The organism is Cryobacterium algoritolerans, from assembly GCF_004402785.1.
GTDB lineage: Bacteria > Actinomycetota > Actinomycetes > Actinomycetales > Microbacteriaceae > Cryobacterium > Cryobacterium algoritolerans.
In genome coordinates, this window is the sequence record NZ_SOFP01000083.1 from 36,195 (window position 1) to 56,421 (window position 20,227).

General features: G+C 66.9%; 19 protein-coding genes and 1 pseudogene. 6 read left to right on the forward strand and 14 right to left on the reverse strand.

Annotated features, from left to right (window positions below; genetic code table 11):
- Positions 1–3: 3 nt before the first annotated feature.
- Together E3O19_RS16950 and purB are read left to right on the forward strand one after the other, a co-directional pair.
- The gene (locus tag E3O19_RS16950; RefSeq protein WP_134569519.1) at positions 4–531 is read left to right on the forward strand and encodes a low molecular weight protein-tyrosine-phosphatase; all 528 of its coding nucleotides are present in this window, start codon (positions 4–6) and stop codon (positions 529–531) included.
- Positions 528–1,910: an adenylosuccinate lyase gene (purB, locus tag E3O19_RS16955; RefSeq protein WP_134569455.1), complete on the forward strand. Its 1,383-nt coding sequence runs from the start codon at positions 528–530 to the stop codon at positions 1,908–1,910. The genes E3O19_RS16950 and purB overlap by 4 nt, the downstream gene beginning before the upstream one ends.
- A 62-nt stretch (positions 1,911–1,972) precedes the next feature.
- Here purB and E3O19_RS16960 read toward each other — a convergent pair whose 3' ends face one another.
- The 14 genes and pseudogenes from E3O19_RS16960 to E3O19_RS17025 all read right to left on the reverse strand — a co-directional run bounded on the left by E3O19_RS16960 (position 1,973) and on the right by E3O19_RS17025 (position 14,628).
- A complete protein-coding gene (locus tag E3O19_RS16960; RefSeq protein WP_134569456.1) occupies positions 1,973–2,227 on the reverse strand; it encodes a hypothetical protein in 255 nt (84 codons plus the stop codon).
- Complete coding sequence (locus E3O19_RS16965; RefSeq protein ID WP_134569457.1) at positions 2,224–2,823, reverse strand: DUF308 domain-containing protein; 600 nt, start codon at positions 2,821–2,823, stop codon at positions 2,224–2,226. Before E3O19_RS16965 ends, E3O19_RS16960 begins: the two co-directional genes overlap by 4 nt.
- A gap of 95 nt (positions 2,824–2,918) precedes the next feature.
- Entirely contained in the window at positions 2,919–4,292 is a 1,374-nt protein-coding gene (locus E3O19_RS16970; RefSeq protein WP_134569458.1) for an NAD(P)(+) transhydrogenase (Re/Si-specific) subunit beta, read from the reverse strand.
- Complete coding sequence (locus E3O19_RS16975) at positions 4,289–4,600, reverse strand: NAD(P) transhydrogenase subunit alpha part 2 (protein ID WP_134569459.1); 312 nt, start codon at positions 4,598–4,600, stop codon at positions 4,289–4,291. Before E3O19_RS16975 ends, E3O19_RS16970 begins: the two co-directional genes overlap by 4 nt.
- Positions 4,600–5,745: a Re/Si-specific NAD(P)(+) transhydrogenase subunit alpha gene (locus tag E3O19_RS16980; RefSeq protein ID WP_134569460.1), complete on the reverse strand. Its 1,146-nt coding sequence runs from the start codon at positions 5,743–5,745 to the stop codon at positions 4,600–4,602. Before E3O19_RS16980 ends, E3O19_RS16975 begins: the two co-directional genes overlap by 1 nt.
- A gap of 259 nt (positions 5,746–6,004) precedes the next feature.
- On the reverse strand, positions 6,005–7,396 hold the full coding sequence (gene dnaB / locus E3O19_RS16985) for a replicative DNA helicase (RefSeq protein ID WP_134569461.1): 1,392 nt from the start codon (positions 7,394–7,396) through the stop codon (positions 6,005–6,007).
- A gap of 440 nt (positions 7,397–7,836) precedes the next feature.
- Positions 7,837–8,286 (reverse strand): 50S ribosomal protein L9, encoded by a 450-nt coding sequence (rplI, locus tag E3O19_RS16990; protein ID WP_134569462.1) that lies wholly within the window; start codon positions 8,284–8,286, stop codon positions 7,837–7,839.
- A 9-nt stretch (positions 8,287–8,295) separates the two neighbouring features.
- On the reverse strand, positions 8,296–8,559 hold the full coding sequence (gene rpsR / locus E3O19_RS16995; protein ID WP_035835236.1) for a 30S ribosomal protein S18: 264 nt from the start codon (positions 8,557–8,559) through the stop codon (positions 8,296–8,298).
- Positions 8,560–8,613: 54 nt separating this feature from the next.
- Positions 8,614–9,117, reverse strand: coding sequence for a single-stranded DNA-binding protein (locus E3O19_RS17000; RefSeq protein ID WP_134569463.1), 504 nt, complete (start codon positions 9,115–9,117; stop codon positions 8,614–8,616).
- Positions 9,118–9,297: 180 nt separating this feature from the next.
- Positions 9,298–9,666, reverse strand: a pseudogene (gene rpsF, locus E3O19_RS18725) (30S ribosomal protein S6); the annotation flags it as partial.
- Positions 9,667–10,123: 457 nt separating this feature from the next.
- Entirely contained in the window at positions 10,124–11,458 is a 1,335-nt protein-coding gene (locus E3O19_RS17010) for an ABC transporter substrate-binding protein (protein WP_134569465.1), read from the reverse strand.
- A gap of 45 nt (positions 11,459–11,503) precedes the next feature.
- Positions 11,504–12,325: a carbohydrate ABC transporter permease gene (locus E3O19_RS17015; protein ID WP_134569466.1), complete on the reverse strand. Its 822-nt coding sequence runs from the start codon at positions 12,323–12,325 to the stop codon at positions 11,504–11,506.
- Positions 12,312–13,208, reverse strand: a complete 897-nt coding sequence (locus tag E3O19_RS17020) for a carbohydrate ABC transporter permease (protein WP_241981461.1) — start codon at positions 13,206–13,208, stop codon at positions 12,312–12,314. Before E3O19_RS17020 ends, E3O19_RS17015 begins: the two co-directional genes overlap by 14 nt.
- Entirely contained in the window at positions 13,198–14,628 is a 1,431-nt protein-coding gene (locus tag E3O19_RS17025) for a CCA tRNA nucleotidyltransferase (protein WP_134569468.1), read from the reverse strand. Before E3O19_RS17025 ends, E3O19_RS17020 begins: the two co-directional genes overlap by 11 nt.
- An 80-nt stretch (positions 14,629–14,708) precedes the next feature.
- Here E3O19_RS17025 and E3O19_RS17030 point away from each other — a divergent pair, with 80 nt between their 5' ends.
- The 4 genes from E3O19_RS17030 (at position 14,709) to trxA (ending at position 20,099) form a co-directional block, all read left to right on the forward strand.
- A complete protein-coding gene (locus E3O19_RS17030) occupies positions 14,709–17,018 on the forward strand; it encodes a DUF6049 family protein (RefSeq protein WP_134569469.1) in 2,310 nt (769 codons plus the stop codon).
- On the forward strand, positions 17,011–18,627 hold the full coding sequence (murJ, locus tag E3O19_RS17035; RefSeq protein ID WP_134569470.1) for a murein biosynthesis integral membrane protein MurJ: 1,617 nt from the start codon (positions 17,011–17,013) through the stop codon (positions 18,625–18,627). Before E3O19_RS17030 ends, murJ begins: the two co-directional genes overlap by 8 nt.
- Before the next feature lie 162 nt (positions 18,628–18,789).
- Positions 18,790–19,764, forward strand: coding sequence for a thioredoxin-disulfide reductase (trxB, locus tag E3O19_RS17040; protein WP_134569471.1), 975 nt, complete (start codon positions 18,790–18,792; stop codon positions 19,762–19,764).
- Between the two features lie 11 nt (positions 19,765–19,775).
- The gene (gene trxA / locus E3O19_RS17045) at positions 19,776–20,099 is read left to right on the forward strand and encodes a thioredoxin (protein ID WP_134569472.1); all 324 of its coding nucleotides are present in this window, start codon (positions 19,776–19,778) and stop codon (positions 20,097–20,099) included.
- Positions 20,100–20,227 lie beyond the last annotated feature (128 nt).

Below are 20,227 nucleotides of genomic sequence, written 5' to 3' on the forward strand. Positions count from 1 at the left end.
GGCATGAATTTTTCGGCGCTGACCCCTGATGAGTCGACGCCCTTCCGGATCATTTTCGTCTGCACCGGGAACATCTGCCGCTCGCCGATGGCCGAAGTGACACTACGCGACCTGGTCACACGCTCCGGCCTCGGCCGGCTGATCGCCACGAGCTCCGCCGGCACCGGGGACTGGCACGTGGGTGAGCAGGCCGACGACCGCACGATCGCCTCGCTCGCCCGCCAGGGCTACGACGGAAGCCACCACCGCGCCCGCCAATTCGACCCAGACTGGTACGCCGACCTCGACCTCATTGTCGTGCTCGACCGGGCGCAGGAGCGCATTCTCCACAACTGGGCGACGACCGATCACGATCGCAACAAGGTGCGCCTGTTGCTCAGTTTCGACCCGGAACAAGCGCCCCTCCTCGACGTACCCGACCCCTACTATTCCGACGATGCGCTGTTTGACTCCGTTTTAGGCATGATTGACAGGGCAAACCGCGCGCTCTTCGCGCAACTTGCGCCCGCAATCAGACAGGGAGTCCGATGAGTCCACTACCGCCCCAGGTCCTCAGCCCACTCGATGGCCGCTATCGCGCCGCCGTCACCGAACTGGGGGAGTACCTGTCAGAGGCCGGCCTCAACCGCGCCCGCGTTCAGGTCGAAGTGGAATGGCTGATCACCCTCACCGACCGCAGCCTGTTCGGGTCCGCCCCACTCACGGCGGATCAGAAATCGGCACTGCGCGCCCTGGTCACCGGTTTCGGCCAGGCGGAGATCGACGAACTCGCCGTGCTCGAGGCCACCACCCGCCACGACGTGAAGGCCGTGGAATACCTGGTGCGGCGGCGCCTCACCGCGCTCGGACTCGACCAGATCAGCGAACTCACCCATTTTGCGGCCACCAGCGAGGACATCAACAATCTCTCCTACGCACTGACCGTGAGCGAGGCCGTCCGGACGGTCTGGCTGCCGAAGTTCCGGGCCACCATCGATGCCCTCCGCCTGCGCGCCCTGGAGTACCGGGCGGATGCCATGCTCGCCCGCACCCACGGCCAGCCAGCCACGCCAACCACTGTCGGCAAGGAGCTCGCGGTGTTCGTCTACCGGCTTGAGCGGCTGGAGAAGCAGATCGCCGCCAGCGAGTACCTCGGCAAGTTCAGCGGCGCGACCGGCACGTTCGCCGCGCATGTCGCCGCGGACCCTGCCGTGGACTGGCCAACGGTCTCCCGCGAGTTCGTCGAGGGCCTCGGCCTGACCTGGAACCCGCTCACCACCCAGATCGAATCCCACGACTGGCAGGCCGAGCTCTACTCGAGGGTCTCCCACGCCAACCGGGTGCTGCACAACCTGGCCACGGATGTCTGGACCTACATCTCCCTCGGCTACTTCCGTCAGATCCCGCAGGCCGGCGCCACGGGTTCGTCGACCATGCCGCACAAGATCAACCCGATCCGGTTCGAGAACGCGGAGGCCAACCTCGAGTTGTCCAGCGCGATCCTCGACTCGCTCGCCGCCACCCTCGTCACCTCGCGGCTACAGCGGGACCTGACGGACTCGACCACGCAGCGTAACATCGGTGTGGGATTGGGCCATTCTCTGCTCGCCCTCGACAACATCGTGCGCGGCCTGGGCGAGCTCGACATCGATCGCAGCCTGCTGGCGAGCGACCTGGACTCGAACTGGGAGATCCTCGGCGAGGCGATCCAGACCGTGATCCGGGCCGAAGTCTCGGCCGGCAGGTCCACGATCGCGGACCCCTACGCGCTGCTGAAGGAACTCACCCGCGGGAAGCGCATCAAGCAGGCCGACCTGGTGGTCTTCGTCACCGGGCTCGAGATCGGTGAGGACGCCAGGGCGCGCCTGCTCGCGCTCACCCCCGCCGCGTACGTCGGCCTCGCGGACTCCCTGGTCGACTACCTGCCCTAGCGCTCACACGGCCCGCGGGTGGCGTGCCGCCCGCGGGGCGGAGCCCTCCTCGGGCGGACGGGTCAGAGACCCTTGTTCTGCTCGTCCAGGTCGGTCTTCTCCGCGTCGTTCGGCTTCATGTTGAGCACGAGCATCGCAATCACGATGAGTACGACGATGAAGGTCACGCCGAACCCGATCAGGGCCAGCACGGGTTCGCGCGTGCTCATCAGGATCACCAGCCCGAGGAAGAGCGCCATCACGCCGGACAGGCCGACGAGTTCGAGGGGCTTCAGGAGTTCGGAGCGGCTGGGCTTGCGGGGGGTGTTCTGGGTCACAGGGTGTCCAAATCGTTGGGTGAAGCCGTGTCAGCGCGCGCGGAGGGCGTCGCCGCCCATTTGAGCGAGAACCCGGCGATGACGAGGTAGACGCCGAGCAGCACGAGGTAGGCGCCGAGCAGGCCGACCGACACGACCGCGTTGGGCGGCAGGAGCAGGAAGACCAGGGCGAGCACAGCGGTCAGCGCGCCGACCAGCATCCAGTCGCGCTCGCCTGGGTCGCGGCGGCGGGCACGGATGCCGCTGTAGAGCTCGACAAAGCCGGTCACGGCGGCCCAGACGGTGACGAGGTAGAGAAAGAAGCCGAGGCCACCGCCGTGGAAGATCAGGGCGATCGTGCCGGCGATCACACCCACGGAGGCCTGGACGACGAACAGGGAGCGGTCCCGCGGGTCGGCAAGGGTACGACGGCTGAGTATTCCCACCATGATGCCGCTGAGCAGGGCGAAAGCGCCGAAGACGAAGAGGCCGAATTCGGCCGAGTGGTTCGCGTTGAAGGTGATCACGGCGGCCGGGACCAGCGCGAGTGCCGCGCGCACGATCGGCACCGCCCAGTAGCGTCCGCCGACAGCGCTCTGTGCCTGGACGTTGGCCACGCGGCAACCTCTTTCGTAACGGGTTAGGACTGCATCAGTCTACGCGGCGCGCCTCCGGTCGGCCCGCCCGGGGCCCCCGATACCGATCCCGACGGTCACAGGGCGTTGACGGCGCCGAGCATCTTGGTCAGGGAGTCCTTCGCGTCGCCGAAGAGCAGGCTGGTCTTCGGGTCGTAGAGAAGTTCGTTCTCGATCCCGGCGAAGCCCGGGCGCATCGACCGCTTGAGAAAAACGACCTGACGGGCGTCGCCGACGTCGAGGATCGGCATGCCGTAGATGGGCGAGCCGGGGGACGTCTTCGCGGCGGGGTTGACGACGTCGTTGGCCCCGACGACGAGGGCGACATCGGTGTTCTTGAACTCGGGGTTGACCTCGGCCATCTCCCGGAGCGACTCGTAGGGCACATTCGCCTCTGCGAGCAGCACGTTCATGTGACCCGGCATCCGCCCGGCCACCGGGTGGATGGCGAAGACCACCTCCACGCCGCGCGCCTCGAGAGTCGTGGCCAGTTCCGCAATCGTGTGCTGCCCCTGCGCGACGGCGAGACCGTAGCCGGGCACAATGACGACCCGCTGGGCGTAGTTGAGCAGCACCGCCACGTCTTCGGGATTGGACGTTCGCACCGGGCGGTCGCTCTGGGTGGTCGTTCCGGCGGTAGAGCCGCCCTTGAACGCGCCGAAGAGGATGCCACTGACCCCGCGGCCCATCGCCGAGGCCATGGCTCTGGTGAGGATGGTACCGCTGGCCCCGACGAGGGTGCCGGCCACGACGAGCAGCAGGTTGCCGAGCACGATGCCCGAGGCGGCGACCGCGAGGCCGGTGAATGCGTTGAGCAGCGAGATGACGATCGGAACGTCGGCGCCGCCGACCGGCAGCACCAGCAGCGCCCCGACGATGAGCCCGATCACGAGCAGGATGACAGCCCAGAGCGCGGCGCCGGTCGCGACGACGAAACCGCCGGCGACGAGGGCAACGAGGACGATTCCGCCCATCACGAGCGCGAGCCCGGGGAAAACGAGCGGGCGCGAGCTGATCAGGCCCTGTAGCTTGCCGACGGTGACGGCCGACCCGGAGAACGAGACAGCGCCGACAAGCATGGTGAAGACCACGGCGACCTTCGCCCACGGCCCGTCGCTGTTGCCCAGCTCGAGCATGGCGACGAGGGCCGCCGCTCCTCCGCCGACGCCGTTGAACAGCGCGACGAGTTGAGGCATCTGCGTCATTTCGACCCGGCGCGAGATCGGGGCGGCGATCGCCGAACCGACCGCGACGGCGACCAGGATGGCCGGGATGTTCTCAATCCGGGACGAAAGGAACACCGTGATGACGGCGAGCAGCGCGCCGCCGGCACCGATCAGGTTGCCGCGGCGGGCGGTCTTCGGCGACGACAACCCTCTCAGGGCGAGGATGAAGCAGACCGCGGCGACCAGGTAGAGCAGGCCGGTCCACTCCGGGGAGAGCAGGCTCATTTCGTTTCGTCCCTCGCGTCAGCGCCCGCCTGTTTGCGGGGGGCGAACATCTTGAGCATCCGGTCGGTGACGACGAAGCCGCCGACCAGGTTGGCCGTCGCGAGCACGACGGCGATCAGGGCCAACATGAGCAGCCCCGGGTTCAGGCTCTGCCCGGCGACCGTGATGGCGCCGATCAGGATGATGCCGTGGATGGCGTTCGCGCCGCTCATCAGGGGGGTGTGCAGCGTGCTCGAGACCTTGGAGACGACCTCGAAGCCGACGAAGACCGCCAGGACGACGACGGTCAGCAGGGTGACGGGATTCATCAGCGTTCTCCGTTCAGGGCCGCGGCGGTCGGCGCGTGCCGAACCTCGCCGGCGTGGGTGAGGCAGGAGCCGGCGATGACCTCGTCGGTGAAGTCGGGGGATACCTGCCCGTCGTGCGTCATCAGGGCGAGGAGGTTGGCCACGTTCTTCGCGTAGAGCCGGGATGCGTCGGCGGGCATTGTCGACGCCGTGTCCTTCATGCCGACCAGGGTGACCACGCCGTCGTTGGCGCTGGTGCGCACGGAGACGTCCCGCCCCGCGACGACACCCTCCACGTTGCCGCCGGATTCCGCGGCCAGGTCGATGACGACAGAGCCCATCCGCATGCCGGCCACCATCTCGCCGGTCACCAGGAGGGGCGCCGGACGGCCCGGGATCGCGGCCGTGGTGATCAGCACATCGGCGGCGGCCACGTGCGGAGCGAGAAGTTCGCGCTGACGCACCGAACGGTCCTCGCTGAGCTCTCGGGCATACCCGCCCACACCCTCGATGGCATCAAGATCGAGGGTGACGAAGGTTCCGCCCATGGAAGTGACCTCGTCTGCCGAGGCAGGTCGCACGTCGTACGCGGACACCCGCGCGCCCAGCCGTTTGGCGGTGGCGATGGCCTGCAGGCCGGCGACTCCGGCTCCGAGCACGAGCACGCGCGCAGGCGGAATCGTTCCCGCCGCGGTCATGTAGAGCGGGAAGAACCGGGGAAACCGGATGGCGGCTTCGAGCACGACCCGGTAGCCGGCGACGAGCGCCTGGGAGGTGAGGGCATCCATCGACTGGGCCCGGGAGATGCGCGGCACCAGCTCGAGGGCGAAAGCCGTGACCCCGGCCTGCGCGAGGGCGGCCACAGTGGGCAGCTCCGCGGCCGGTGCGGCCAGGCCGATGGTGATCAGGCCGCGGTGGAGCTGAGCGGCACGCTCCGGGGTAAGCGGTCGCACGTGGCAATACACGTCGAGCTCGGCGAGCGGGAGTTCGGCGACGACGGATGCCCCGGCCTCCGCGTAGGCGGCATCGGGATGGCCCGCGTCGGTGCCTGCGCCGGATTCGATCAACACATCGACTCCGAGCGCCGCGATCTGGAGCACTGTCTCCGGTGTTGCCGCAACGCGGCGTTCGCCCTCATGTCGCTCTCGACCGATGCCAACCTTCACGCGCGTTCTCCTCCGTGGCGCCCGGCCACGAGCGAGCACGGACCGTTCCGAACGCTGGCGCGGCACTTAGCCCCGTTCGTAGCGTAGCGGTGATCGTCCGCCGCTCGGCGGATTTGACCGCCGGAAGGATCGACGCGCCGCCTCATACCGGTCGTGGTTCCGGACGCTGACCGGCCGAGGGGAGGAGACTGCGGACGGGACGGGACGGGACGGGACGGGACGGGACGGGACGGGACGGGAGGACGCTATCGGACCGGGCCTAGGCTCCTGGAACCATGTCCGCAAAGCGCGAGTAGTGACCGTGGAATGCAACAGTCACCGTGCGGGTGGGCCCGTTACGGTGCTTGGCGACGATGAGGTCGGCCTCGCCGGCGCGCGGATTGTCTTTCTCGTAGGCGCTCTCGCGGTGCAGGAGGATGACCATGTCGGCATCCTGCTCGAGCGAACCAGACTCTCGCAGGTCGGAGATGGCGGGCATCTTGTCTGCGCGCTGTTCGGGGCCACGATTCAGCTGTGACAGGGCGATCACGGGAACCTGAAGTTCCTTGGCCATCAGCTTGAGCGCCCGCGAGAACTCACTGACCTCCTGCTGGCGGGACTCGACCTTCTTGCCAGACGTCATCAACTGCAGGTAGTCGATAATGACCATCTTCAGGCCGACCCGCTGCTTGAGTCGGCGGCACTTGGCCCTGATCTCGACCAGGGTCATGTTGGGACTGTCGTCGATGTACAGCGGGGCGTCATTGATGCGGCCGCGGGTGGCCGCGATCGTGGTCCAGTCGCGGGCGTCGACGGATCCCTTTCGCATGCTCTGAAGCGGGACGGAAGCCTCGGCGGCAAGCAGTCTCATGGCGATTTCACTTCGTCCCATTTCGAGGGAGAAGAAGATGCTCGGCATGTCGTGCTTGATCGACGCTGCCCGGGCGAAGTCGAGGGCCAGGGTGGACTTGCCGAGGGCCGGTCGGGCCGCCACGATGATGAGCTGGCCGGGGTGGAAGCCGTTGGTGAGCTCGTCCATGTCCGCGAAGCCGGTCGGCACACCGGTCATCTGGCCATCCTTGAGCTTGGCGGCCTCGATCTCGTCGATGGCGGCCGTGACGGCATCCGTCAACGGCACATAGTCCTCGGTCTCGGTGCCGCCCGTGACGGCGTAGATCTCGGCCTGGGCAGTGTTCACCAGGTCGAGCACCTCGCCCTCGCCGGAGTAGCCCAGCTGGGCGATTCGGGTGCCGGCCTCGACCAGGCGGCGAAGCAGCGCCCGCTCGGCGACGATCGAGGCGTAGAAACCCGCGTTGGCCGCGGTCGGAACCAGGCTGGTCAGGGTGTGCAGGTAGTCCGCACCGCCGGCCCTCGACAGTTCGCCGAGCTTGGTGAGTTCGTCGGTGACCGCGATGACGTCGGTGGGCTCACCCTGCGCGTAGAGCGAGAGGATCGCGTCGAAGATGATCTCGTGTTTCGGGATGTAGAAGTCGGCCGCCCGGACGGTCTCGACGACGTCGGCGACCGCATCCTTGCTCAGCATCATTCCGCCGAGGGCGCTCTGCTCGGCGAGAAGGTCATGCGGGAGTGTGCGCTCCGTGTGCCGGGTCTCGGCTCCGCCGCGCGCATCTGCTCCACGCTTGTCTGCCAGACCCAAGTGAGCGATCGACACCCGTGCCTCCTTCTATTCCTGGTGCTGGTCTATCAGGGCCCACCGACAACACCTGTCCGCACCCCGTGCACACCATGAATCGGGCGCGTGCCCACGATACGGACGCGTCTTCACAGCGACCAAACGACCCTGTGGATAAGGCTGTGGGAAATCTGCGCGAAACGCCGTGTGTCGTGTGCACAAGCTGTGGATTCAGCTGTGGACAACTTAAGAGCTTTCGGCAATAAAATGCTTTTGATCAGGCTTTTAATCTACTCACAGCTGTGTGTAAAAACTTGTCTCAACTACGCCTTGAACCTTGGGATTGTGAGCGGGTGCCTGTGTACAAAAGCTCGCATTCAGCATCTGAAATGCCCCCGGAACAGGGGGATACGCCGGGCTTAAAAAAGGAGTAGCGGTGGGCACCTTTCGGAACCCACCGCTACAAAGTGCGGCAATGCTTACTTTGCGGCTACCACCAGCAGTGTGATGGTGGCGCTGAGCTCGTCACGAAGACGAACCGTTGCCTTGTGCTCACCGGTCATTTTGATCGGGCTGAGCTCGATCTTGCGCTTGTCGATGGCACCGAGTCCGGCAGCCGCGACTGCCTCGGCAACGTCGGTCTGCTTGACGGAACCGAAGAGGCGCCCGCCTTCGCCGGCCTTGACGACCAGCTTGACCTTGGCGTTCTCGAGTGCGGCCTTGAGAGCCTGGGCCTCCTCGAGGGTGGCGTGCTCGCGGGCGACGCGAGCTGCTTTGATCTGTTCGATCTGCTTCTCGCCACCGCGGGTCCAGGACACGGCGAACCCCTGCGGGTAGAGGTAGTTGCGGGCGTACCCGTTCTTGACCTCGACGATGTCACCGGGTGCACCGAGGCCGGAGACCTCGTGCGTCAGAATGATTTTTGACATGTGAGTTCCCTACCTGCCTGAGCCGGCGTAGGGCAACAACGCCATTTCACGGGCGTTCTTGACGGCACGGGCGATCAGGCGCTGCTCCTGGACGGAGACACCGGTGATACGACGGGCGCGGATCTTTCCACGCTCGGAGATGAACTTGCGGAGGGTGGGGACATCCTTGTAATCGATGACACCAACCCGGATCGACTTCGCGGGAGCGGCATTCTTGCCGCCCTTAGCTCCACGGAGCGGCTTGCGGCGGTCGCCGCTCGACTTTCCAGCCATGATTTCCTTACTTTCTTAAGAAGTGTTTTTCAGCCAGCTACCCGGGGGCCTGGCTTAGAAGGGTGTCTCGTCGCTGAAGTTGCCCGGAGTGTTCCACACGTCTCCGCCGGTGTTCGTGGCGGGGGCGGTGGCCGCCCAGGGCTCGTCGTTCCCGGAGACGGCAGGTGCGCCGCCGCCACGAGGAGAGGACGATGACTGCGCGCGGGTGAGCGAAGCGGTGGCGTAGCGCAGCGAAGGACCAATTTCGTCGATCTCGAGCTCCATGCTCGTGCGCTTCTCGCCTTCTTTCGTCTCATACGAACGCTGCTTGAGACGCCCGGTAGCGATGACTCGGGAACCCTTGGTCAGTGACCCTGCAACGTGCTCGGCGAATTCACGCCAGACGCTCGCACGCAGAAACAACGACTCACCATCCTTCCACTCGCTTGATGCGCGATCGAAATTGCGCGGAGTGGATGCGATGGTGAAGTTGGCAACCGCCAGTCCGTTCTGCGTGTAACGCAGCTCCGGGTCGCTGGTGAGGTTGCCCACTACGGTGATTACGGTCTCGCCGGCCATGGGCTACTTGTCGCTTACCTTGTCGGCGGGCACGGCAGCGGCGGGAGCGTCGGCTTCCGTCGCGGCAGGAGCGTCGACCTTGGCGGGAGCAGCCTTGACGGCCGCGGCGGCTGCTGCCGACGCAGGCTTCACGGATGCGGCAACCTTGGCGGCCGGAGCGGCAGCGGCGGCCTCAGCCTTGGCTGCGATGACCTTCGGGTTGGCTGCCTTGCGGGCGGCCTTCTCGGCGGCAAGCTTGCTCGCGACGGCAACCTGGGCGATGCCTTCTTCTGCGCGGAGGACCTTGGTGCGCATGACTGCCTCGGACAGCTTCAACTGGCGGTCGAGCTCGGCCGTCGCAGAAGCGTTCGCGGTGAAGTCGACGACGGCATAGATGCCCTCGGTCTTCTTGTTGATCTCGTATGCGAGACGGCGGCGACCCCAAACGTCAACCTTGTCAATCGTTCCGCCATCGTTGCGAACAACGTTGAGGAACTTGTCAAGGCTGGGAGCTACGGTGCGCTCATCGATCTCGGGATCGAGGATAACCATCAACTCGTACTGATGCATGACTAACCCACCTCCTTCGGACTAAACGGCTGCAGAATCTCTGCAACAGGAGGGTTGTGCATGTGTCGAACGCGGAGGCCGGGATTCCGGCACGCAGACAACCTGCCAAGACTACCGGATGCGACGGCCGTTCGCCACCGCTCCGGCCAGGCGCCCTCCGCGACTGGCAACGACGATCCTGCCGTCGCGACCCACACCGGCGCCGGTCACACCGACGACGGGGCAAAAATCCACGACAGTGCCTCCCCGTGGAGGAGAAGCAGGCCACCCCGGCATCGGGACCGCGGCTGCTGCGCGACGGCTGCTGCTGCTGCGCGACGGCTGCTGCTGCTGCGCGACGACAACGGTTTCGCGACTGCGGCGGCACGGCATCGGTTTCGCGACGGCGGCGGTTTCGCGACGGCCGTTACCTCGCGACGGCCGTTACCTCGCGACGGCCGTTACTTCGCGACGGCCGTTACTTCGCGACGGCCGCGTTGGCGGCGTCCTGCGCGGCCTTCACACCCTCGGCGACGGGGGTGCGGCCGAGGAAGACCTCCTGCAGCAGTGGTCGCATCGCGTTGTCGGCGGCCGGCCAGCCGCCGCCCATGATGGCTGGCGCGGAGCCATTCTTGAGCACGTCGTAGAACGGGCGTATGTCGACCTTTTTGGCGGCCCAGTAGGCCGTGTAGTCCGCCTGGGCGGCCGTGACGGCCGGGGACGCGGACCCGTTGGCACCGATGTAGCTGGATCCCCGGGAGCTCCCGAGCCACTCGAGCACGCGCTTCGTCTCTGCGGGATGGGCGGAGGAGGTGCTGCCGGCGGCCACGATGCCGTCAACGCCGCTGACCGCTCCGGCCGGACCGGCCGGGAGCCGGGTGACGCCCCAGGCGAACGAGGCACCGTCGTTGACGTTGGCGAGATTGTAGACGCCGCTCTGGAAGAGCGCCATTTTACCCTGCAGGAACTGGTCACGACTGAAGTCGCCGTTGGTGTTCGTGTCGGCCGCAGACGGCGCCACATGGGCGGTGTTGATCAGGTCGACGAGGTACGCGAACGCCGCCGTCCCCTTCGGCGAGGCGAAGGAGTACTCCTCGCCGTCCTGGAAGGCCGCGCCACCGGAGGCGACGTAGTTCAGCAGCATGGCCTGCAGGTCGTAGCCCGCGTTGTAGCCGTACTGGGCCAGGCTGGTACCGTCGAAGCCGGGGCTGTCGGCCCTCTTCCCGTTCGTGTCCTTCGTCAGCTTCTTCAATGCCGGGAGAAGGGTGTCTGCAGCCCCGGTCGGATCCCAGTGCAGGTCCGCGATGTCGGCCGGAGTCAGGCCGGCCTGCGCGAGCAGGTCAGCGTTGTAGTACACGGCGATGCCGGGGTCGGCGAGCTGCGGAACCCCCCAGAGCACTCCGTCGCGGGTGTACTGCTTGACGACGGCCGGGGACCACCCGGCGGCGGCATCCGCGCCCAGCGCCCTGTCGATGTTGAGCAGCGCGCCGGCGTCGGCATACGCCGGGTAGTCGCCGCCGTCCACCCAGAAGACGTCATCGACGTTCTTGCCGGCCACGTCGGTGCGCAGTTTCGTCCAGTAGTCGGCCCAGGGGATCACGGTCACCGTGACGTCGATGTCCGGGTTCTTCTTTTCGAAGGCGACGAAAGATGCCTCGTAGGCCTTGGCAACCTGGTCATCCCAGAGCCGCACGGTGACCGTCGTCTTCGCGGCGGAGGCCTGGCCGCCGACGGTCAGTGCCGTCACCGCCCCGGCGATGACGAGTACCGCGGCAAGCGCGCTGGCGGCGATGACTGTGGAACGCTTGGGCATTGGTGTCCTTCGGGGGAGTCTGGACGACGCTGGGAAACCCTAATCCTACTTAAAACCGGAGATGGTGATGGACCGCACGAACTGCCGTTGGAAGACCAGAAAGAGCGCCAGCAGGGGCACCAGGGCCAGTGTGGTTGCGGCCATCACGAGGGTCCAGTTGCCGTTGAACTGGCTCTGCAGGGACGCCGTCGCCACGGTGACCACCCGCCACTGCGGCCCGGTGGTGACGACGAGCGGCCACATGAAGCTGTTCCAATGGCTGACGATCGTGATCAGGGTCAGGGTCGCGATGATCGGCTTCGACAGCGGCACCACGATCTCCACCAGCACGTCCAGTGTGTTCGCCCCGTCGAGCCTGGCCGCGTCGATCAGCTCCTGCGGGATGCCCCGGAAATACTCCCGCAGGAGGAAGACCGCGTAGGGGGACGCGAACGCGAACGGCAGCACGAGGCTCCAGAACGAGTTGCGCAGCCCGGCCTGCGTCATCATCAGGTAGAGCGGGATGATCAGCACCACCGGCGGGATCATCAGCGTCGACAGGTAGACCCAGAACAGCACCTGGCGGCCCGGGAAGTCCACCCGGGCGAATGCGTACGCCGCGAGGATCGAGCAGACCAGCTGACCGATCAGGATGAGCACGGCCGCGAGCAGGGTGACCAGCACGGCACGGCCGAACTCGGCCGGTCCGGTCAGGACCCGCACGATGTTCTCGACGGTGAACGGGTCCGGCCAGGCCAGCACGGACTGGCCGGCGAACTGCTCCCGGGTCTTGAAGGCGGTGAGGATGCTCAGCAGGAATGGCGCCAGCGTGAACGAGGCCCCGAGGCCGAGCACCAGGTAGACGCCCACGGTCCTAGTCCATTTCATAGGTGACCCTCCGGCGAAAGTACAGCTGCTGCGCGAGGGTGATGACGACCAGGACGACGAGCAGCACGACCGCCATCACGGCGGCACGGCCCAGGTCGAACGCGCTGAACGCCTCATAGTAGATCCGGGCGGCGACGACATCCGTCGTGTGGGCAGGGCCGCCCTGGGTCAGCGCGTAGACCTGGTCGAACACCTGGAAGGCCGAGATCACGGTGGTGACGAGCACGAAGAACATGGTGGGGCGCAGCAGCGGGATCTTGATCTGCCAGAACATGGCCACCGGGCCGGCGCCGTCGATCCGCGCCGCCTCCAGAATCTGCTCGGGAATATTGAGCAGCCCCGCCATGAAAAACAGGGTGACGTAGCCGACATTAGTCCAGATCACAACGGCCGCCACGGTCGGCAGGGCCAGTGCGGGGTCGCTCAGCCATTCGATCCTGGCCCCGACGAGGGCGTTCAGGGCGCCGTTCGTGGGCGCGAGGATCCATTTCCAGACCACGCCGAGGGCGAGCGGGGCGCAGATCCACGGCAGCACGTAGATGGTGCGGAACCAGGCGGAGCCGGGCAGGTCCCGGGTGAGCAGCGAGGCCGCGCCCAGCCCGATCATGGTCTGAATCGGAACAACGAGGGCCACGAACAGGATGGTCACCAGCAGGGAATTGCCGAACACACCGTCCGACAGCACAGACCGGTAGTTGTCGATGCCGACGAAGCTGATCGGGCCGATCAGGTCCCAGCTCTGAAAGCTGAGCCACACCACCACGAGCACAGGCAGCAGCATGAAGCAGACAACCCCGAACAGGCTCGGCGCCAGCAGTGCGTAACCGGTTATCGTGTTGCGCCGACGGATGCCGGGGTGACTTCTCCGGCGGCTACTCGCCACGCCCTGCCCACCAGGCTCGTAACCGGCGCGTTGCCTCTTCCGCGCCCAGCGGCCCGTCATCGAGGCGCTGATCGAGCAGGTAGCGGTAGGCCTCGCCCACCTCCCGACCCGGGCGCACGCCGAGAGCCGCCATGATCTGTTCGCCGTCGAGGTCTGGGCGCACCGCGGCCATCTCCTCCTGCTCGGCGAGTTCGCGGATCCTCTGTTCGAGGTCGTCGTAGGCGAAGCCCAGGCGGTCGGCCTTGCGCCGATTCCGGGTCGTCACGTCCGCGCGGGTCAGGATGTGCAGGCGTTCTAGCTGGTCGCCGGCATCCCGCACGTAGCGGCGCACCGCCGAGTCGGTCCAGGCTCCTTCGCTGTAGCCGAAGAACCGCAGGTGCAGTTCGATCAGCTTGGAGACGGCGGCGATGGTGTCGTTGTCGAAGCGCAGGGCGCGCAGCCGCTTCCTGGCCAGCTTCGAGCCGACCAGGTCGTGGTGGTAGAAGCTGACCACGCCGCCCGGTTCGAGCTTGCGGGTCGCCGGCTTGCCGATGTCGTGCAGGAGCGCCGCCAACCGCACGATCAGGTCGGGTCCGTCAAACCCGCCGCGGGACTTCTCATAGCCGATCGCCTGGTCGAGCACGGTGAGCGTGTGCTGGTAGACGTCCTTGTGATGGTGGTGCTCGTCGACCTCGAGCCGCAGGGCCGGGATCTCGGGTAGTACCCGGTCGAAGAGGCCGGACTCGACCAGAAGTTCCAGGCCGCCGTGCGGACTGTCGGAACGCAGCAGTTTGGACAGCTCCTCGCGGACCCGTTCGGCAGAGATGTTTCGAATGCTGTCGGCCATTGCCTCCATCGCCACCGCGGTGTCGAGGTCGAGGCGGAAGCCCAGCTGAGCCGTGAAGCGGGCGGCCCGCATCATCCGCAACGGGTCGTCGCCGAATGACACCTCGGGCGAGATCGGGGTGCGCAGGACTCCGGCGAGCAGGTCGTCGATTCCGTTTGCCGGGTCAACGAGGGTGAGTTCGGGCAGGCGGAGGGCCAGGGCATTCACCGTGAAGTCGCGACGGAGAAGATCGTCCTCGAGGCTCAGGCCGAAGACGACCTCGGGCTTGCGGGTCTGCCCGTCGTAGCTGTCGGCCCGGTAGGTGGTGATCTCGACGGTTTCGCCGGCGACCCTGGCTCCGATGGTGCCGAACGCACGGCCGATGTCCCACTGGGCGTCTGAGAGCGGCTTCACAATCTCGAGGATCTGATCCGGGGTGGCATCCGTGGTGAAATCGAGGTCATTGATCGGACGATCGAGGAACGCATCCCGGACCGGTCCGCCGACGAGGGCCAACTCGTGGCCGGCCACGGCAAACGCGTGCGCCAGGGCCGAAACCGGGGGAGTAGCAGCCAGGTCGCCCAGCCGCGTGAGGGCTGTCGCGACGCTCTGCATGACCCCCATGTTAGTTGCTGGGCGCGTCACCGCCCGCCCCGGGCCGGATATCCCAGCCCGCACGCCGTAGAATCCCCTACATGGTGGCCGATTCAATTCCTGCGCGTCGGCCTGCGCTCCCCGAACCGCGCTCTGGTCGCCGTCGGCCGGTCGGGGCACTGCTCGGCGCAGTCCTCGCCCTCGTTCTGGCCGCGACGGCCCCTCTCGCCGCCTCCGCCGTTCCCGCCGCGGGTGCGACCGGCCCGGCACGCGTCACGACCAGTGCCGTCCCCGCCGATTCGGTGCGCATCGCCGTTGCCCCGGTGTCACTGAAGCCGTTGCACGCCGGAGAAGACCTCATCGTCACGGTCACCATCAAGAACGGGACCGCGGACCCGATCGCCCCCGGCACGATCGATCTCTACCTTGCCGAGCGCGCTTTGACCAGCCGTTCCGCCCTGAATAACTGGCTCCGCCCCGAGAAGGCAGGGAAGCCGGGCGACCTGATGACGAGCGAGGCGATGAAGGCCCCCGTGCAACCCGATAGCACCGAGATCCTCACCGTCTCCGTGCCGGCCGACTCCGTGGGCCTCACCACCGGGAACGCGTGGGGTGCCCGCGGCATCGCGGTCACCCTGACCGACAACGGCGATGTCAAGGCCCAGGGCCGTGGCACGTTCGTCTGGTATTCCAACGAGAAACTGACCCCAGTGAACGTCGCCGTGGTCATGCCGATCACGGCACCGGAGCAGGCGACCGGCCTGATCCCCGAGAAGGCGCTCGAAACGTTCACGAGCCCGACCGGGGTGCTCACCCGGCAGCTGGATGGTGTGGTCGACCGCCCGGTGGCCATCGCCATCGACCCGCGGATCATCGTGTCCATCCGCATCCTGGGCAGTTCGGCGCCGCCCAGCGCGATCGCCTGGCTCGACCAGCTGAGCCGGGCAAAAAACGAGATATTCCCGCTCAGCTATGCGGATGCGGACCTCGCCCTCCAGACGCAGGCCGGGGCCGCGAGTCTGATCATGCCAACCTCATTCGACCAGGCGATCGACCCCACCCTGTTCACCACCCCTACCGCGACAGTCACGCCGACCCCGCCGGCGACAGCGACCGTGCCTCCTTCCCCCTCCAGCACCCCGGCACCGTCCGCCACCACCACCACCACCACCACCCAGCCGCCCGGGCCGGTCGGCGGAGCCGCCCCGACCACCGAACAGCTGCTCGCCTGGGACTACACCGCGACCGACATCGGCTGGCCACACGAGGGTTCCGTTGCCGCCGCCGACCTCCCGATCTTCGGGGCCGTCGGCCTCAGCACGACGATCCTTTCCGGCAAGAATGTGAGCCGGTCCGACAGTGACATCACCCCGAACACCGCCGTTGCCCTGGGTGACGGGGCCGGCACCGGGCTCGTCATAGACGACCCGCTCTCCCAGGCCCTCCGCACGGCCGCCCTGTCGACGTCCGACGACGCCTGGCGTGAGGCCATGGCCGAGGTTGGATCGCAACTCGCCGTGGTCTCGGCTGAGAAGCCCGGCACGACCCGCACCCTTCTCGCCACCCTCGATCGCGGCTGGCCGCCGAGCGCCGCACGACTCGGTCAAACGCTCGATGCCCTCGCTGCCCTCTCCTGGCACGCACCGGCCACGCTCACCGCCGCGCGTGCCGCCACCACCACCGCCGTCAAATTCGAGGGCCGCACCGAACCCGCAGAGCGCGCCGAACTAGCCAGGCGACTGCTCGCACGCGAGACCGAGGTGGTCGCGTTCTCCTCGGCACTGACCGCCCCCCTGAGGGTGACCGCCGAACACCGCCTCACCGTGCTCTCGCTACTGTCGAATTCCTGGGCATCCCAGCCGGGCAGCTGGAGGGACGCCGTCGGCACCAGCCTGGTCGATTCCTCCGCCCTGCTCCGTTCCGTCTCGGTCTCGACCAAGGGGCCGATCAACGTCCTCGGCAGCAAGGTGGACATCCCCGTCACTCTGGACAACACCCTGGGCCAGGCCGTCACCGTGCGCGTGCAGGTTGTCCCGTCGAACGGCCGCCTGCTGGTCGGCAGTGACGTCGAGTCCACGATCGAGGCGCAATCCGCCCGCACCGTGCTGATCCCCGTGACCTCGGCGGTCGGGAACGGCGCGGTGACCCTGCGGGTGACCCTGTTCACCCCAGCCGGCACCCTGATCGACCAGCCCGCCCTCATCCCGATCAACGTGCGGGCTGACTGGGAGGGCCTGGGGTCGATTATCTTCGCCGCCGCCGTCGTGCTGTTCTTCGGCTTCGGGGTGTGGCGCAACATCCTGCGCCGACGCCGGGATCGTGAAGACCCCGGCACTGCCACCGACCCGGCCGCCGCCGTCGAAGTTCTCCCAGCCTCCTCGAACGCGGCCGAGACGGAGCCGCATGCCTGAGACCGGCAGCATCGGGCGTGCAAGCGCCTTCCTGGCCTCGGGCACGATCGTGTCCCGCATCCTTGGCTTCATCAAACTGATCGTGCTCGCCGGTGTGATCGGCCAGGTCGGCCAGAGCACGAACGCGTTCGCCGTCTCCAACCAGTTGCCGAACACCGTCTACGTGATCGTCGCCGGCGGCGTGCTCACGGCGGTACTGGTGCCCCAGATCGTGCGTGCCAGCCTGCACGCCGACGGTGGCACGGCCTACATCAACAAGCTCGTCACCCTCGCCCTCGTCATCGTTGGCGTCACGACCGTCGTTGCGACTGCGCTCGCCCCGGTGCTGACCCTGCTCTACGCGCCGAACATGAAGCCTGGGGCGCTGGCCCTGGCCACCGCGTTTGCGTTCTGGTGCCTGCCGCAGATCTTCTTCTATGGCCTGTACACGGTGCTCGGCGAGGTGCTCAACGCCCGCAAGTCGTTCGGCCCCTTCACCTGGGTGCCCGTGCTCAACAATGTCGTCGCGATCGTGGGCCTGGTCGTCTTTTCCTTGCTCTACGGCGCCGACCCGGACGGCGTGCGCCTGGCAGGGGAGTTCACCCCGGCGATGATCGCGGTGCTGGCGGGAAGCGCCACCCTCGGTGTCGTGCTGCAAGCAGTCGTGCTGTTCTATTTCTGGCACCGGATCGGGCTGCGCTTCCGACCGGACTTCCACTTCCGCGGGGTCGGACTCGGCGCGGCCGGCAAGATGGCGAGCTGGACCTTCGGGATGCTGCTGCTGACCACACTCGCGGGCATCGTCGAAACACGGGTGGTCACCCTGGCCGGCGACACCGATGCGTCCGTTGCCGTGCTGAACACCGCGTGGCTGATCTTCATGTTGCCCCACTCGGTGATCACGGTCTCGGTGGCCACGGCCTACTTCACCCGGATGAGCGAACACGCGGCGGTCGGCAAGCTCGACCTGGTGCGCACGGATGCGTCGTCCGCCATCCGCGGAACGACCCTCATCATCGTGATTGCCTCCGCCGTGATCGCCGTCTGCGCCTACCCGTTCGCCGCGGTCTTCGTCTCCAAGTTCGGCCAGGTCCAGGGCATCGGAAACGTGATCGTCGCCTACGTGATCGGCCTGGTCGCCTTCTGCATTCTCTTCGTCATCCAGCGCACGTTCTACGCGCTCGGAGACACCCGCACGCCGTTCTTTTTCACCCTGTTCCAGGTGGTGCTCGTCATCGTCGGCGTTCTCGCCTGCGCCCTCCTGCCGACCGAGTGGATCGCAGCCGGCATCGCCCTCACGGTCACGGTATCCGGGATCGCCCAGGCCGTCCTCGCGGCCTGGCTGCTGCGCCGGCGGCTCGGCGGAATCGACGGCAGGCGCATCGCCCGCAGCCTGGTCAAATATTTCGTGGCTACCTTGCCGCCCGTCGCGCTCGGCCTCGTGCTGCTCTCCGTTCTCGGCGGCACGCAAGAGGGCGGCTTCGCCCTCTCGGGGAAAGCACAGGCCATCGCCTCGATGCTGGTGATCGGCGCATCCATGTCGGTCGTCTACCTCGGCCTGCTCCTGCTGATGCGCAGCGACGAACTCCGTGGCTTCCTCGCCCCGGTGTTCGCCCGCCTCCGACGCTGAACGCCGTCCCCACCGATCCCGGAGCGGGTCATCCTCGCGCCCGGCTGTGTGCTCGCTGTGGGCGGACCGGGGGCGCGGAATAGCATCCGATTAGGATGTGTTGTACCCGGCAGCCAGGCAAGTAATCTCTGCCCTGCCCCCCAATTCGAAGGAGTTCCCCGCGTGCGCCAGATCATCATCATCGGCTCAGGACCGGCCGGCTTCACGGCCGCCATCTACGCCGCACGCGCCAACCTGAATCCGCTGCTGATCGCCAGCTCCGTTGAAGCCGGCGGTGAACTGATGAACACGACCGAGGTCGAGAACTTCCCCGGCTTCCCCGACGGGATCCAGGGACCGGAGCTGATGGCCAAAATGCAGGAGCAGGCCGAACGCTTCGGCACCGAGGTCGTCTACGACGACGTCACAGCGCTCGAGCTCACCGGCGCAACCAAGACCGTCACGCTCGGCTCCGGCGAGACCCACGAGGCACTGGCCGTGATCTTCGCCACCGGTTCGGCGTATCGCAAGCTCGGGCTCCCCGACGAAGAGCGACTGTCCGGTCGCGGCGTGTCCTGGTGCGCCACCTGCGACGGGTTCTTCTTCAAAGAGAAGACCATTGCCGTGATCGGCGGCGGTGACTCCGCCATGGAGGAAGCCACCTTCCTGACCAGGTTCGCCAGCAAGGTCTATGTCGTACACCGCAAGGACACGCTCCGTGCCTCGAAGATCATGCAGGAGCGGGCGTTCGCGAACCCGAAGATCGAATTCGTCTGGAACTCCGCGGTCGTCGGCATCACCGGGGCCGAGGCCGTCGACGGATTGCGCCTACGCAACATCATGTCCGGCACGGAGACCAGCCTGCCGGTCGGCGGAGTCTTCGTCGCCATCGGAAACGACCCGCGCACCCACCTCGTGCACGCACAACTCGACCTGACCCCCGAGGGCACCATCGCCGTCGCCGGCCGCTCGTCCAAGACCAGCCAGACCGGCGTCTTCGCCGCCGGCGACGTCATCGACCCGACCTACCGCCAGGCCGTGACGGCCGCCGCATCCGGCACCGTCGCAGCGCTCGACGCCGAGCACTACCTCGCTTCCCTTCCCGCGGACCTGCTGGCTGACGCCGGCGAGACCGAACTCGTATCAGTCACCAACTAAGGAGTAAAAACATGTCTGCACGCGCCGTTACCGACGCGACTTTCGACCAGGAAGTCATCAACAACGAAAAGACCGTTCTGGTCGACTTCTGGGCCGAGTGGTGTGGCCCGTGTCGCGCCGTCAGTCCGATCCTCGACCAGATCGCGAGCGAGAACGCCGACAAGATCGACATCGTCAAGCTCAACGTCGACGACTTTCCGGCCCTGGCCGCGAAGTACCAGATCACCTCCATCCCCGCGATGAAGGTGTTCCAGGGGGGTGAGGTCGTCAAGACCGTCATCGGAGCCAAGCCCAAGGTCGCCCTCGTGGCCGACCTGGCCGCCTATCTGGCCTAGTTCAGTCACCGGCCGTCAGGTCGATACACGTGAGGACCCGCCCGGTACCACCACCCGGGCGGGTCTTTTTCGTACCCCGATGGTCCCCACCCGACCTGACCCCTGCACGGTCACCGGAATTCGCCGCG